Annotated in this window: 11 protein-coding genes; 9 read left to right on the top strand and 2 right to left on the bottom strand. The window is 38.6% G+C overall.

Translation table 11 applies throughout. From position 1 onward, the window contains the following. Positions 1-45 precede the first annotated feature (45 nt). Positions 46-906: an MBL fold metallo-hydrolase gene (locus FK004_RS04230; protein WP_108736135.1), complete on the bottom strand. Its 861-nt coding sequence runs from the start codon at positions 904-906 to the stop codon at positions 46-48. Positions 907-1,168: 262 nt separating this feature from the next. Here FK004_RS04230 and FK004_RS04225 point away from each other — a divergent pair, with 262 nt between their 5' ends. The 9 genes from FK004_RS04225 (at position 1,169) to FK004_RS04185 (ending at position 13,526) form a co-directional block, all read left to right on the top strand. After that, complete coding sequence (locus tag FK004_RS04225) at positions 1,169-1,498, top strand: HesB/IscA family protein (protein ID WP_108736134.1); 330 nt, start codon at positions 1,169-1,171, stop codon at positions 1,496-1,498. A gap of 88 nt (positions 1,499-1,586) precedes the next feature. Next, positions 1,587-3,035: a Fe-S cluster assembly protein SufB gene (gene sufB, locus FK004_RS04220; protein WP_108736133.1), complete on the top strand. Its 1,449-nt coding sequence runs from the start codon at positions 1,587-1,589 to the stop codon at positions 3,033-3,035. A gap of 208 nt (positions 3,036-3,243) precedes the next feature. Further along, complete coding sequence (gene sufC, locus FK004_RS04215; protein WP_108736132.1) at positions 3,244-3,990, top strand: Fe-S cluster assembly ATPase SufC; 747 nt, start codon at positions 3,244-3,246, stop codon at positions 3,988-3,990. Between the two features lie 120 nt (positions 3,991-4,110). Then, positions 4,111-5,427, top strand: a complete 1,317-nt coding sequence (gene sufD / locus FK004_RS04210) for a Fe-S cluster assembly protein SufD (protein WP_108736131.1) — start codon at positions 4,111-4,113, stop codon at positions 5,425-5,427. Positions 5,428-5,566: 139 nt separating this feature from the next. Beyond that, positions 5,567-7,723 (top strand): TonB-dependent receptor plug domain-containing protein, encoded by a 2,157-nt coding sequence (locus tag FK004_RS04205; protein ID WP_108736130.1) that lies wholly within the window; start codon positions 5,567-5,569, stop codon positions 7,721-7,723. A gap of 12 nt (positions 7,724-7,735) precedes the next feature. Beyond that, positions 7,736-9,151, top strand: a complete 1,416-nt coding sequence (locus FK004_RS04200) for an HmuY family protein (protein ID WP_108736129.1) — start codon at positions 7,736-7,738, stop codon at positions 9,149-9,151. Positions 9,152-9,235: 84 nt separating this feature from the next. Continuing rightward, a complete protein-coding gene (locus tag FK004_RS04195; RefSeq protein WP_108736128.1) occupies positions 9,236-11,071 on the top strand; it encodes a T9SS type A sorting domain-containing protein in 1,836 nt (611 codons plus the stop codon). Positions 11,072-11,125: 54 nt separating this feature from the next. Then, complete coding sequence (locus tag FK004_RS04190) at positions 11,126-11,638, top strand: hypothetical protein (protein WP_108736127.1); 513 nt, start codon at positions 11,126-11,128, stop codon at positions 11,636-11,638. Positions 11,639-11,987: 349 nt separating this feature from the next. After that, the gene (locus tag FK004_RS04185; RefSeq protein WP_108735475.1) at positions 11,988-13,526 is read left to right on the top strand and encodes an IS1182 family transposase; all 1,539 of its coding nucleotides are present in this window, start codon (positions 11,988-11,990) and stop codon (positions 13,524-13,526) included. 130 nt (positions 13,527-13,656) lie between these two features. On the opposite strand, the gene FK004_RS04180 is transcribed toward FK004_RS04185, so the two are convergent. Then, a complete protein-coding gene (locus tag FK004_RS04180; protein WP_108736126.1) occupies positions 13,657-14,694 on the bottom strand; it encodes a hemin-degrading factor in 1,038 nt (345 codons plus the stop codon). Positions 14,695-14,699: the final 5 nt, after the last annotated feature.

Here is a 14,699-nt window from a genome sequence, read left to right as displayed (position 1 = left end):
GTGTAAAAATATTTTTTATTGTTACAAATATAGGCATGATTAACACTAACTTAAGATATCACTGCACGAAAATTTATCCTTAAGCCGGACGCCTTTCTCCGTGTGCTCTACCGTTATGATCTCATTATGGGCATCATGCTCCAAGAAAATGTAGTATTCGTTAGTCGCTGCAGCGGAAAGGAATTTCGATTTTTCCGGAAGCGTAAGTAGGGGGCGCGTGTCATAACCCATCACGTAAGGCAATGGAATATGGCCTGCTGTAGGAAGCAAATCTGCAGCAAAAACAATCGTTTTGTCTTTATAAGTAATATGAGGGATCATTTGCTTTTCGGTGTGTCCATCGGCGAAGAAAATACCAAATCCCAGTTCCGATGTTGCCATGAAATCGGTATCATCTCTTTTGATAAAATGCAATTGCCCACTTTCCTGCATGGGAAGGATGTTCTCGGTTAAAAAAGAAGCTTTCTCGCGTGCATTGGGTTGTGTCGCCCACGCCCAGTGATTTTCATTGCTCCAGAATTTAGCATTTTTAAATGCTGGCTCATAGCCTGTCCTGTCCGCATTCCATTGAATGCCACCACCACAATGGTCAAAGTGGAGGTGTGTGAGGAATACATCGGTGATAGCGTCGCGGTGAAAACCGTGCTTGGCCAGAGAGCCGTCCAGGGAATGATTGCCCCACATGGAATAATGCCCAAAAAACTTTTCGGATTGCTTATTACCCATTCCGGTATCGATCAGGATGAGCCGGTTCCCCTCTTCGATCAGGAGGCATCGTGCGGCAAGATCGATCATGTTATTGTCGTCGGAAGGGTTGGTTTTTTGCCAGATGGACTTCGGTACTACACCGAACATCGCACCACCATCCAGTTTAAAATTGCCACTTTCTATAGGATATAATTTCATTTTTGAAGTCGTTTAAAAACAGGGCAAATTACTGATTATTGGAGGAACTCACAATAGTTTAACAGGAAAGGAGGAAAGAGGTTCGCGGTAAGAATCAGGCACTAGTGAAGTTAGCCCACTGAAAATAGGGATTGTACACTAGTTCTGTTGTCATAGAGGATTTTTATGCGGCAATAAGTTAATAATTTTTTCCTGCTATGGGAAAAACTTATAAATGTAATATCTTTGCATATTAATTTAGAATAAATCAAAACATACTATTATGATAAAAGTATCTGATATTGCCAAAAAGAAAATCATCGACATGATGAAAGATGATGGTTTTGATGCAGCGGCCGACTATGTAAGAGTAGGAGTAAAGAGCGGTGGTTGTTCCGGGTTATCTTATGAATTGAAATTTGACAAAGCACTGAGTGATACCGATAAAGTTTTTGAAGATAACGATATAAAAATTGCAGTCGAAAAGAAAAGTTTTCTGTATTTGGCGGGCACTATATTAGAATTTTCAGGTGGTTTAAACGGAAAAGGATTCGTGTTTAATAACCCAAATGCAAGCCGAACCTGCGGTTGCGGAGAGAGTTTCTCATTATAGTCTGACGGAAAGGCTAAAGTAAAATTGAAAATAATTTGGGCTTTGGCAGTACGAAAAAGACGATAATGAAAAAAAATTAAATAAAAAAATGAGCAAATATACAGAAGACGATCTGAAGATCGAACTCGAGAATAAAGAATACGAATACGGATTTTATACCGATATTGAATCCGAGACTTTTCCTGTTGGATTAAATGAAGACATCGTTCGCGCTATTTCCCTGAAAAAAGAAGAGCCGAAATGGATGACTGACTGGAGAATCGAAGCTTTTCGTGCCTGGGAATTAATGATTGAGCCGGAATGGGCGAATGTACATTATGAAAAACCAAAATTCCAGGACATCTCCTACTATTCTGCTCCTTTGAAAAAAGCCAAGTATGAAAGCCTGGATGAAGTAGATCCGGAATTGCTGGAGACCTTTAAAAAACTGGGAATTTCAATCGATGAGCAAAAAATGCTCTCCGGTGTAGCAGTAGATATCGTGATGGACTCCGTGTCTGTAGCGACCACATTCAAAAAAACATTAGCCGAAAAAGGAATTATTTTCTGTTCGATTTCAGAAGCGATCAAAGAGCATTCGGAATTGGTTCAGAAATACCTGGGGACGATCGTACCACAGAAGGATAATTTTTATGCAGCCCTGAATTCGGCTGTTTTCTCTGACGGTTCTTTCTGTTATATTCCAAAAGGCGTTCGCTGCCCAATGGAACTTTCTACTTATTTCCGTATCAATCAGGCCGGAACCGGTCAGTTTGAGCGTACTTTGGTCATTGCCGACGAAGGAAGTTATGTAAGTTACCTGGAAGGCTGTACCGCACCATCACGGGACGAAAACCAGTTGCACGCTGCGGTTGTGGAACTGATCGCGCTGGATGATGCTGAAATCAAATATTCTACCGTACAAAACTGGTTTCCTGGAAACAAAGAAGGTAAAGGTGGAGTCTATAATTTTGTGACAAAAAGAGGGCTTTGCGAGAAAAACGCAAAAATCTCCTGGACACAAGTAGAAACTGGATCTGCAGTTACCTGGAAATATCCTTCCTGTATTTTAAAAGGGGATAATTCTGTAGGGGAATTCTATTCTATTGCGGTAACCAACAACTACCAGCAAGCGGATACCGGAACTAAAATGATCCACTTAGGGAAAAACACCAAGTCGACCATTATTTCAAAAGGAATTTCTGCGGGTAAATCACAAAACAGTTACAGGGGATTGGTACAAATCAGTTCGAGAGCAGACAATGCGAGAAACTTTTCGCAATGTGACTCCCTATTGATGGGTAATGAATGTGGTGCACACACCTTTCCATATATCGAATCTAAGAATCCTTCAGCTAAGATAGAACACGAAGCAACAACCAGTAAAATTGGGGAAGACCAGGTTTTTTATTGCAACCAAAGGGGAATCCCTACAGAAAAGGCGATTGCCTTAATTGTAAATGGTTTCAGTAAAGAAGTATTGAATAAGCTTCCTATGGAATTTGCAGTTGAAGCACAAAAATTACTTGAAATTTCATTAGAAGGATCAGTAGGATAAATAGAGTGCCGTGTCGTTTCGGATGTAAGGTAACGTAAAGTGTCCCGGAATACCAAATGGAATCAACGGCCGAAGCCACATCTCTGAATGTAGCTTCTGAAAAACAACTAATTGTATAACGTATTTAAATAAGAAGGAGTAAAGAATAAGTTTCGTTAAGCAGCAGCTTTGAGATTTTAGGCTTTGAAATCCTTAAACTAATAAGAGAATGTTAAGTATAAAAAATCTACACGCCGGAATTGAAGATAAAGATATCCTGAAAGGAATTAATCTTGAAGTTAAAGCTGGTGAAGTTCACGCAATTATGGGACCTAACGGTTCTGGGAAAAGTACCCTTTCTGCCGTTATTGCCGGAAATGAAAACTATGAAGTTACAGAAGGCCAGGTACTTCTTGATGGTGAAGATTTAGCAGATTTGGCTCCGGAAGAGCGTGCCCACAAAGGGGTTTTTCTTTCGTTCCAATATCCTGTGGAAATTCCCGGAGTATCAGTAACCAATTTCATGAAAACGGCTATTAACGAATCCCGCAAAGCTAAAGGACAGGAAGAAATGCCTGCGAATGAAATGCTGAAATTGATTCGTGAAAAATCAGAATTGCTGGAAATCGACCGGAAGTTTTTATCCCGTTCCCTAAACGAAGGTTTTTCGGGTGGTGAAAAGAAACGTAACGAGATTTTCCAAATGGCGATGCTGGAACCTAAATTAGCGATTCTGGATGAAACAGATTCTGGTTTGGATATCGATGCCCTGCGTATCGTTGCCAATGGCGTCAATAAACTGAAAAGTGAAAATAATGCCATTATCGTGATTACGCATTACCAACGTTTGCTGGATTATATCGTTCCGGACTTTGTACATGTATTGTACAACGGTAAAATTGTAAAATCGGGTGGTAAGGAACTGGCGTATGAGCTGGAAGAAAAAGGATACGACTGGATTAAAGCAGAAAATTAAATCGCTTCTAACAGAGTAGCTTTACTAACGATTGGATACAGAATAAGTTTTAACGGGTAAACGGTAGCACTATACAATTGTATTTTGGCTTTTTACGTTACGACTTTTAGACATTTTAAAATGGAATTGAAAGAAAAATTAATATCATCTTTTATGGCTTTTGAAGAAAATGTGGATGTCACGTCTGACCTGCATGATATTCGTACAGAGGCATTTAAGAACTTTGAAAATAAAGGATTTCCAACCAAAAAGGAAGAATCCTGGAAATATACCTCACTGAATGCTATTCTCAAGAATGATTTCAGTGTATTCCCAAAAACAGAGAATACCATCGAATTTTCGGCAGTTAAGAAATATTTCCTGCATGAGATCGATACCTACAAAGTTATCTTTGTGGATGGCGTATTCAGCTCTTTTCTCTCGTCTACGACACATGATGGACTGGATGTTTGCCTGATGTCATCTGCGCTGACCAAACCGAAATACAAATCGGTGATCGATGCTTATTTTAATAAGATCGCGGATAAAAATGAAAGCCTGACGTCGTTGAATACGGCTTTTGCTTATGAAGGCGCTTTTATAAATATCCCAAAAAATAAAGTAGTCGACAAACCGATTGAAATTATCAACTTTTCTACTGGTACGGAGGCCGCTTTATTGATCCAGCCCCGCAACCTGGTTATTGCTGGAGAGAATTCCCATGTTCAGATTATCGAAAGACATCAGAGCCTGAATGACAATCCGGTATTGACCAATGTAGTGACGGAGATTTTTGTAGAGAAGCGTGCCTTTATGGATTATTATAAAATCCAGAATGACAATCTTGAAGCCTCATTGATCGATAACACTTTTATCGCCCAGAAAGAGCATAGTAATGCGGCTGTGCATACGTTCTCCTTCGGAGGTAATATTACCCGAAACAACCTGAATTTCTACCATCAGGGTGAAAGAATTGAAAGTACCCTGAAAGGGATTACCATTATAGAAGGAAAACAGCATGTCGATCACTATACATTAGTGCAACATGCCACTCCAAATTGTGAAAGTCATCAAAATTATAAAGGAATCTTTGATGATAAATCAACCGGGGTATTCAACGGGAAGATTTATGTAGAAAAAGAAGCGCAAAAAACGGATGCCTTCCAGCAGAATAACAATATCTTATTGAGTGATAAAGCATCCATTAATGCGAAACCACAGCTTGAAATCTTTGCAGATGATGTGAAGTGTTCTCATGGGTGTACGATTGGACAGCTGGATGATAAAGCGATGTTTTACATGCAATCGCGTGGAATCCCTCAAAAAGAGGCAAAGGCGTTACTGATGTATGCCTTTTCCAATGAAGTAATTGAAAGTATCAAGATACCGGAACTGAAAAGCCGTATTACTAAGATTATCGCTATGAAACTGGGTGTTAACATCGGTTTTGATCTGTAAAAAGAAGCGAAATACCATAGAATAAAAAAGGCAATGTGAGAACATTGCCTTTTTTATTTAGAATTAATAAAAATAATTTGCATAAACCGAAATCCCTTGTTAGATTTGCAATTTAGAATTAATCTAAGTTAATATAGCAATGCAAATTTATACCAAAGCGTTTCTTTCCTTTTCCCTACTGGTAGGAGTTTCGGCTCTATCCCAGGAGACACACAAAGATTCTCTTAAGAATAACAAATTGGAAGAAGTCGTGGTAACTGGTCAGTTTGAACCACAATCAATCAAAAAATCTGTTTCTAATGTTCGTGTTATTACAAAACAGGATATCAAAAACCTGGCAGCCAATAACCTTTCGGATGTATTAAACCAATACCTGAATATCACAGTTCAGAATAGTGGTAGTGATGGTAGGTCAAAAGTGTCTATGTTTGGTTTGGATTCACAATATTTCAAAATCTTAGTGGATAATATTCCTTTGGTTAGTGATACCGGATTAGGAAATAATATTGACCTTACTCAGGTAAACCTCGATGATATTGAACGCATCGAAATTATTGAAGGTTCAATGGGGGTGACTCATGGTGCCAATGCTGTAAGCGGAATATTGAATATCATTACTAAAAAATTCACCCATACAAAATGGGAGATTGCTGCAAATGTGCAGGAGGAAACAGTAGGTAAGGAATTTGCTTTTTTTGATAAAGGGCGTCACATCCAATCCTTTAAAGTTTCACATTCCATCTCTGAAAACTGGTTTGTCTCTGTGGGTGCCAATAGAAACGACTTCGCAGGTTTTTTTGATGATAAAAAAGGAAAAGACTATACAGAGAATGATGACAAACGAGGATACCGTTGGCTCCCAAAACAACAGTTCGTAACCAATGCTATGTTAGGGTATACCAAAGACCGGTTTAGCATATTCTATAAATTCGATTATTTTAATGAAAACGTAGACTATTACAATCCGATTGTTGTACCAGTTCCTAATTATCCATTTGAATCTACTTATTTTTCAAGTGACAGGAGATACGTTACCAATCGTTTCTATCATCACCTGAATTCAAACGGGCATCTTTTTACAAAGCTCCTTTACAATGTATCATTGTCTTTCCAAAAGCAACAACGTGATATCGAACGCTTCAATTATTATATATTAAGCGATGAAGAACGCAACTACGAAAAAAATAATTTCCAATCCAAAGAAGTTATTTACTCTACCGGTACAGTAAGTAATTTTTTCACCAACAAGATGTTTGATGTGCAATTAGGCTACGAATTGGTAAATGAGAAAGGATTTGCCTCTGCTGCATCAGGGACATTTAGGGATGAGAATCTACAACTGGTGGATATCAGCAAGCGATTGGAAAATTATGATATTTTTACTTCAGCAGAAATCAACCTGAATGATAAGCTATCGATACGTCCCGGATTTCGTTATTCCATGCAATCACAATTTGAGGATCAGTATGCAACCTCTCTTGGATTTCGTTACCTTCTTAAGAAAAATATCGAACTGCGTGCCTCCATTGGTAAATCCTATAGAACACCCAATTTTGATGAACTATATACGTATTTCGTAGATTCCAATCATAATCTGCAGGGGAATGCAGCATTAACACCTGAGGAAAGTTTTTCTTATGAGGTAAGTGCAAAGAAAACATCCCATTTTGATTCTGGTCTAAGCCTTTCCAATAATGTATCGGCGAGCTATCAGGAAGTGAATGACCGGATCAGCCTGATTATGACGCAGATTGTGCCTACAATGGAATATAAATATATGAACATTGACAAGTACAAGATGTGGAATATTTCTACCACACATCAACTGGCGTATAAAAACTTCAGCCTGAAGTTGGGAGCGTCTTTAGTAGGGATTTCTCAAAAAATAGATTTAGCCTCTCTCAATGCGGTTTCAGATGATGCTTTCCTGTATTCATTACAATTAAATTCCAGCGCAACTTACAACATACCAAAATGGAATACGATGTTTTCTATTTATTACAAATACAATGGAAAATACCAACAATATGTTCAGAGCACAGTAAATACTGTAGCTTCATTTGAACTGTCTGAAGTAGATTCTTATGGATGGATGGATGCTTCTGTTCGAAAAACATTTTTTAAAAATAAGTTTGAAGTCACAGCAGGAGCCCGCAATATCCTTAATGTAACCGATGTTCAGTCGTCCATTTCCGGCGGTGGAAACAGCGCACATGCGGCGGCATCTTCGGCATTGCAGTTAGGATATGGCCGTTCTTATTTTCTTAAATTCACGTATAACCTCAATTTTAATTAATATATAATAATCATGAAAAAAAATTTTATTTTCATTCTTACCTTTTTGCTTATAGCTGTAGTTGGCTGTAACAATGACGATGATACGGCAACAGCGAACAGTGTAAATGTTGCATTTGCAAGCCCGTCAGTAAATCTGACAGAGAATACAACAACATTAAATTTAGTGTTTTCTGGAGCTACTGCTACTGCAGGAACAATAACATTATCTGTAGCTACTGAAAATGTAGTATACGGAACAGATTTCAAAACAGTACCCGCTGTAGCAAACAATACTTTAGTAGTACCTTTTACTGCTGGAGCTTCAAGCGCTACTTTTTCTTTCGAAAAATTAATCAATGCCATTGAAGGAGAAGTTAAGAATGTAAAATTTACAATTACTGCTGTGTCTACATCTGCTGTTGTAGTAACAGAAGCGGCAAAATCACTTCAGGTAAACTTTAATGAAACTGCATCTTTAGGACAATCACTTAGTGCTGCTGTAGGTGGTGCAAATCAGCCAAACCAGGTTTATGTTGACTTGAGCAGTGGAACAATGACAGTAGTGCCAAGAGTATCATGGGATTTAGGATTCCATGCAGGTACTGATTTCAGAATTGCAATTAACGGATCTTTGAAAATGTCTGCAAAACAACTGACTACAACAAATATTGATGAAGTACAGGTCGCTGACGAATCTATGATCATCAGCCAGGGTGCCGGTAGTGCTACCCAAATTGATAATCCAGTTGGATTGATCACAGGTACTGCAATTGCTCCCGTTTCTGAAAATGATGCTGACAATAAAGTATATTTAGTAAACTTAGGAAGTAATCCAGCAACAAACACACCAGCTTCAGGAACTGAAGGATCAGCTTCAGGATCTTTAAGAGGATGGAAAAAAATCAGAGTACTAAAAAGCGGTAATGATTACAAATTACAATATGCTGAAATTGGTGCTACAACACATACAGAAGTTGTAATTTCTAAAAATTCAGGATATAACTTCTCATTCTTCAGCTTCACAACAAACGGAACTGTAAATGTTGAGCCACAAAAAGACAAATGGGATTTAAATTTCACAACGTTCACAAACCTTGTAGGCCCAACAACTCCATACTACTACCCAGACTTTATCGTAAATAACCTTAAAGGTGGTGCTAAAGCTTACATGGTAGCCGTTTCTCAAACTGTAACGTATGACAACTTTACACTTGCTAATGTCGTAGATGCTAACTTTACAGAAGACCAAAGAGGTATCGGTTCCAACTGGAGAAGCACTAGTGTTACAGGTTCTGATGGTATTCCAGTTTCTCAATTCGTATTGAGAACAGATCGTTTCTTTGTTGTAAAAGATCCTGCTGGAAACATCTACAAAGTGAAATTGACTGGTGGTGCAAGCAATACTGGTGAAAGAGGATTCCCTACTTTCCTTTATAGCCTGCTATAACGATAGTTTTTTTGTTAGTTTTTAATTTAATAGGTCCTGGTAGTTTCATTACTGCCAGGATTTTTTTAACCCAATTTTTTTAATATGAAACATACCTACTTTTCTAAATTTTTAATGGTCTTTTTTACACTGATGGGTGTAGTTGCTTATGGGCAATTTACTGTCACTTTTGGCAGTATTGTCTATGTAAATGGCCAACCAGTAGCACAGGGCAGTCCCATCAGTATTGGAACAAATAATTCCGTTTCTGTAAAATTTGATGTTGATATCAGCACGAATAATCCACCGTCATCTTCACAACCGGGTGAGATAACGTTGTGGTATAAAAAAAATGCTTCTGCTTTTCCGGTTAGCATCATAACACAAGGCGGTGTTGTATTTAACGGGAACCAAACGACAAGACCTATTGTAGTTGATCTTTATAGTTCTAATTTTGACCCGACGGGTGGTGTGGTATATGCGGAATTTAAAAGTTTTTCTGGCTTGATTTACAAGAGTGGCAACTGGAGTGTCACCAAGCAAAATGTGCCTGATATTACCAACAACGTAATCGTTGGTAACCAGTCAATATTTTACGGTCAGGCTGCAGCTGCAATTGGAGGCAGTACTCCTGGCGGAGGAACAGGAACTTTTACTTTTTTATGGGATAAAAAAACGGCAACTAGCGAATGGGTACGACTTACAGTTACTTCACAGAGTTTGGCTCCAGGTGTATTGTTAGAAACAACACAATACCGACGACATGTAATATCAGCAACCAAAGGGAATGTAAGTAATACAGTTACGGTGACAGTTAATAATTCTGCGCCGATTACTAACAATACCATATCGGCGAATCAAACAATCAATGAAGGGAATCCTGCTGCTGCATTATCAGGTACATTACCTTCTGGAGGCAATGGAGCGGCAACGTATCGCTATGAATGGCAAAAACAGGAAGGAACAGGTGCGTGGACTGCAATAGCGGGTGCTACTGAAGTAAATTATGCTCCGGGATCCCCTTTCGTAACGGCTAAATACAGGAGGGTTATCCGATCTGGAAATGCATCAGATGCAATTAGTAATGAGGTAGCCATAACAGTTATACCGGCTCCTACATTGCTTAACAATTCGATTTCTATTTCAGGAAATATTATTTCAGGAAGTTTACCTGTTGGTGGTACTGGGATCTATACCTATACATGGATATTATTAGGGGGTGATGATCCTTATGTTTTTCCTGAAAATACACAAAACCTTACCTTATCAGAATCAGTATTTGAATATTTGAATTCCTATCCCAATCTTTCGATTGTAAGGAATATCACTTCGGGCCGCCAAACGATCAGTAGTAACTTTATTGTAGTTTCGGCTTATGCAGCTATCCAGAACAATACCATTTCTAAAAGTGGAACGCAAATTATCGGAAGTTTACCTACTGGTGGCTCCGGGACATACACCTATAGCTGGATTTTATTAGGTGCTGATGATCCTTATAATTTTCCGGATACAGGCCAAAGCCTCTCGCTGAATCCGGCAACGATTGCTTACAGGAATGGATATCCGGGATCTATAATCATTAGGACGGTACGATCTGGCGGTAAAACAAGCCAAAGTAATGCGCTGGTATATGCTACAGCCGGCAGGCCCGCTGCAAAAGCGGCTATTGCTACTGAAGCATCCAAAGCAACCGCGATCAGTGTATATCCAAATCCGGTAGCGGAAGTGGTGCATTTTGCTTTAGGCAATGAAATCCAGAAAAATACGGTAATCAGTGTATATTCTGATTTCTCAGGACAAGAGCTTCCGGTGTATAACGGAAACCTGGCTCCGGGGCAAATAGTGACCTGGAATGTTCCGGCTCAATGTGCCAGAGGCCTTTATTTTTACAAAATTGTGTGTGGGAATGATGTAACAACAGGCAAACTATTGTTGCGATAATCCCAAAGTTGTATTATTTTTACGTAAAACCCGGGATCTGATCCCGGGTTTTTTATGAGATCACCTACACAGGAATATAATAACCCCAAAGAATACCCTATGAAATATGATTTTAAACTGGCGGACTTTCCGCTGAATGAATTTGAAATGGAAACGTCGGTCTGGACTGGTAAGTCCAAACTATTCCAAAATGGCATGGCAGTCACACAGAGTACAGAAAAAGGAAAACCCTTCCTGATTTCCGGTGATGACGGACAGCTCATCAAAGCATATCCAAAAGGATCATTCCCGGATTTTGCTCCGGTATTAGTGATCAATGGCAGGAAAAACAGAGTGGTAGACAAGCTAAAAACAATCGAATATATCGTTGGTGCTTTCCCGATAGTATTGCTTTTAATAGGAGGTGTAATAGGCGGGGCAATTGGTGCTGCGGCAACAATAGGGAATTATACAGTATTCCGGCTGCCGGAATCTACGGCTTCGCGTTACCTGAAGGTTGTGGGCATCTCCATATTGGCTTTTGTAGCCTATTTTATGGTTGCGGCCATTATGATCTTCCTGCTGTAATTACATCAGATTACATTTTTAGAAACTCCGGAATAGCATTCTGGAGTTTTTTGCATTAATGCCTCAGGGAATAGAATACTAAGATCTTTTATTTGGTCAAAATAAGCCCATAGCACAAAGAGGATGTTAAAAATGAGCAAGAGGCGACGGCGGTAGGTTTCCGGCCTTTATAAAGCCTTATTTTACGTTATCAGGGTAGAAGAAAATATACGGAGTGTTTTCAAATTTGCAGGAGCCAGTACCGCATAAAAAAGAAGCTGTCTCAAAACTGAGTCAGCTTCTTTTTTTTTAGTTTGTATTTTTATATGCAATTTTGTAAATTTAATCAGTGATAAACAGCTGATTATATATGAGATTCAAACATTATAACCAACAACAAACGATGCTTCTACCTTATTCGTTTGATGATTTAATTCCACATACACATGCGGTTCGAATAGTTGACCAAGTTGTGGAATCCCTTAATATCCAGCCTCTTTTAAAAGCGTACAGTAAAGAAGGTAATCCTGGATATCATCCAAAGATGTTACTCAAAGTGATGTTGTATGCTTATATGACTAATATCTATTCTTCGAGAAAGATAGAACTTGCACTTCGTGAGAATATCAATTTTATGTGGCTTACTTCTATGACTATTGTTGATCATAATACAATTAATAGATTTAGAAGTGATAAACTAAAAGAGAGTTTTAAAGAAATCTTCAAGCAGGTAGTTTTGATGTTGGCCTCAGAAGGACTGGTGAATCTAAAACAAATTTATACCGACGGAACAAAAATAGAAGCTCAGGCCGGCAGGTACACTTTTGTGTGGGGTAAGAGCATAAAAACCAATAAAGCAAAAATGCTCACCCAGTTGGAAGAATTATGGAACTATGCCCAAAGTATCGACAATGAAGATGACCCCAACCCGGAACCAACAGAGTTCAAAGAAATCAGCAAAGAGGTAATTGAGAAAACTGTAGCTAAAATAGATGCCAAACTCTCTGGTAATGAAAAGACCAGTTCTAAAGCAAAAGCTAAATTACGCTACATAAAAAATAATTTTACTTCCAATCTTGAAAAGTATGAAAAGCAAGAAGCTATTCTGGGAGAAAGAAACAGTTACAGCAAAACTGACACCCAGGCTACTTTTATGCGCATGAAAGAAGACCATATGTTAAACGGACAGCTCAAACCAGCTTATAATACTCAAATATCTACACAAAATCAGATCATTGTTCATTATACCATCCACCAAAATCCGACCGATACTAAAACACTCCAGCCTCATTTAGAAAATTTGGAACAAACCTTTGGTAAAAAAGTATTTAAAAAGATAAAAGAAATAACTACTGACGCAGGTTATGGAAGTGAAGAAAACTACGATTATCTGAAACAGAAGAAACTCAAAGCTTTTGTGAAGTATAATACTTTTGAAAAAGAACAAGATCAAAACTACCAAAAGAAACACAAGGCTTTTAGCAAGGAAAATCTCTATTACAATCCAGAAGAAGACTATTATGTATGTCCAATGGGACAAAAAATGCATAAAACATATCAAAACCAGAAAACAACAACTACAGGATACACCCAAACCTTATCGCATTATCAGGCCAAAAACTGTGAAGGCTGTTCACTTCGAGGTCAATGTTTTAAAGCTCAGGGAAACAGAAGCATCGAGCGAAACCACAACCTTGAAAGACATAAACAACAAGCAAGGGAATTACTACTAAGTGAAATAGGAATACAAAGAAGAAAGCAACGCTCTGCCGATGTAGAGCCTGTATTCGCTCAACTCAAGCATAATAACGGTTTTAGACGGTTTTCTTTAAAAGGACTTCAAAAAGTAGAATTAGAATTCGGATTAATGGCTTTAGGTCACAACTTAAGAAAGAAAATTGCAGCATAAAGGCAATTTTTTACTCCCGTTAAAATCTAGATAGTTAAAATCCAAAATTGTATCAAATAAAAAAACCGTCTCAAAATTTGTTTTGAGACGGCTTCCTCTCGTTTTGATAAACTATTTCAGGGGATTCTGATTAGATAGAAGCCACAAGTGTTCTCCATTCTTCCAATTCTGGAATTCCTGGTTTTCTTTTTCCGAATAGTTGTACGATGATTTCACCCATTTCGTTGAATACTTCAATAGCAGTAACCACACCATCTTCCGTTGGTTTTCTTACGATCCAGGTTTGTGCGATTTTGGTCGTATCCAAGTGCAGGTTAAAATCGGGATCCATTACATTGAACCACTCATTATGCCACATTGTTTTACGTACCAGTCCGGTGTGGATCTGGATATTGCCGCGGTTTCCTACGAAAACCATAATTGGGAATTTTTCTGCTGCAGCACCTTCCAGGATTTTAACTACTGTAAGGTTGTCTACTTTACGTGCCATTTCTTCGTTAGGAGCAAGACGTAAAGCCTGTGTTCTGGTTACGCCAAATTTCTTTAGCATAGCGAAGAATTCATGTGTATCTTTTAGTCCGGTCCAGGCAGCCTGGAATCCTTCTAAGTCAATTTCTGAATCCGGTTTCTCGTCTAAGTTTAAAGGAACAGCTACTACCGTTTCTGTTGGCTCCTGGTTGTCTGATTTGAATTCTGCTACCAAAGCATCAAAAGCAGCTTCGTCGCTATCTTTGGTCAGGTATATTTTGTGGATTGCAAGACCGTCTTTTCCGAAGAATTGAAGGCTTTTGCGGTCTCCGTGTTCTGATTTCTCCGATACAGCATATCCTTTTGCCCAGTGTCCGATGAACACACGCATGTCGATGTCTTCGTTTACAAATAAACCAACATGAGGCGAGTTGAATTCACCATTGGTATATACACCTTTACGTTCGTGTACACACTCGTCATTGCGGGTAAGGCCCATTACTTTTCCTAACTTCTCTACCTGTAAAAGTATTTGTGGAAATTCATTTTTCAGCCTGATAACATTTTCTCCTGTTTGTGTAGCCAGAAGTTCAGCCTCGCTAACGCCCAGTTTTTCTGCAGCATTACGGATTCTCAAATGTGGATTCTCAGCTTTTAGTGATTCCCACTGTCCTTTTAGATCATTTGTTAGTGTACTCATAGTAT

Source organism: Flavobacterium kingsejongi, from assembly GCF_003076475.1.
GTDB classification, from domain to species: Bacteria; Bacteroidota; Bacteroidia; order Flavobacteriales; family Flavobacteriaceae; genus Flavobacterium; species Flavobacterium kingsejongi.
The sequence above is the reverse complement of the archived record's forward strand: the minus strand, read 5'-3'. Positions and strand labels throughout refer to the sequence as shown.

What these genes read in the sequence shown, in the direction of transcription:
- FK004_RS04230 (WP_108736135.1), bottom strand. Translation starts at nt 906, where the DNA reads ATGAAATTATATCCTATAGAAAGTGGCAATTTTAAACTGGATGGTGGT.
- FK004_RS04225 (WP_108736134.1), top strand. Translation starts at nt 1,169, where the DNA reads ATGATAAAAGTATCTGATATTGCCAAAAAGAAAATCATCGACATGATG.
- sufB (WP_108736133.1), top strand. Translation starts at nt 1,587, where the DNA reads ATGAGCAAATATACAGAAGACGATCTGAAGATCGAACTCGAGAATAAA.
- sufC (WP_108736132.1), top strand. Translation starts at nt 3,244, where the DNA reads ATGTTAAGTATAAAAAATCTACACGCCGGAATTGAAGATAAAGATATC.
- sufD (WP_108736131.1), top strand. Translation starts at nt 4,111, where the DNA reads ATGGAATTGAAAGAAAAATTAATATCATCTTTTATGGCTTTTGAAGAA.
- FK004_RS04205 (WP_108736130.1), top strand. Translation starts at nt 5,567, where the DNA reads ATGCAAATTTATACCAAAGCGTTTCTTTCCTTTTCCCTACTGGTAGGA.
- FK004_RS04200 (WP_108736129.1), top strand. Translation starts at nt 7,736, where the DNA reads ATGAAAAAAAATTTTATTTTCATTCTTACCTTTTTGCTTATAGCTGTA.
- FK004_RS04195 (WP_108736128.1), top strand. Translation starts at nt 9,236, where the DNA reads ATGAAACATACCTACTTTTCTAAATTTTTAATGGTCTTTTTTACACTG.
- FK004_RS04190 (WP_108736127.1), top strand. Translation starts at nt 11,126, where the DNA reads ATGAGATCACCTACACAGGAATATAATAACCCCAAAGAATACCCTATG.
- FK004_RS04185 (WP_108735475.1), top strand. Translation starts at nt 11,988, where the DNA reads ATGAGATTCAAACATTATAACCAACAACAAACGATGCTTCTACCTTAT.
- FK004_RS04180 (WP_108736126.1), bottom strand. Translation starts at nt 14,694, where the DNA reads ATGAGTACACTAACAAATGATCTAAAAGGACAGTGGGAATCACTAAAA.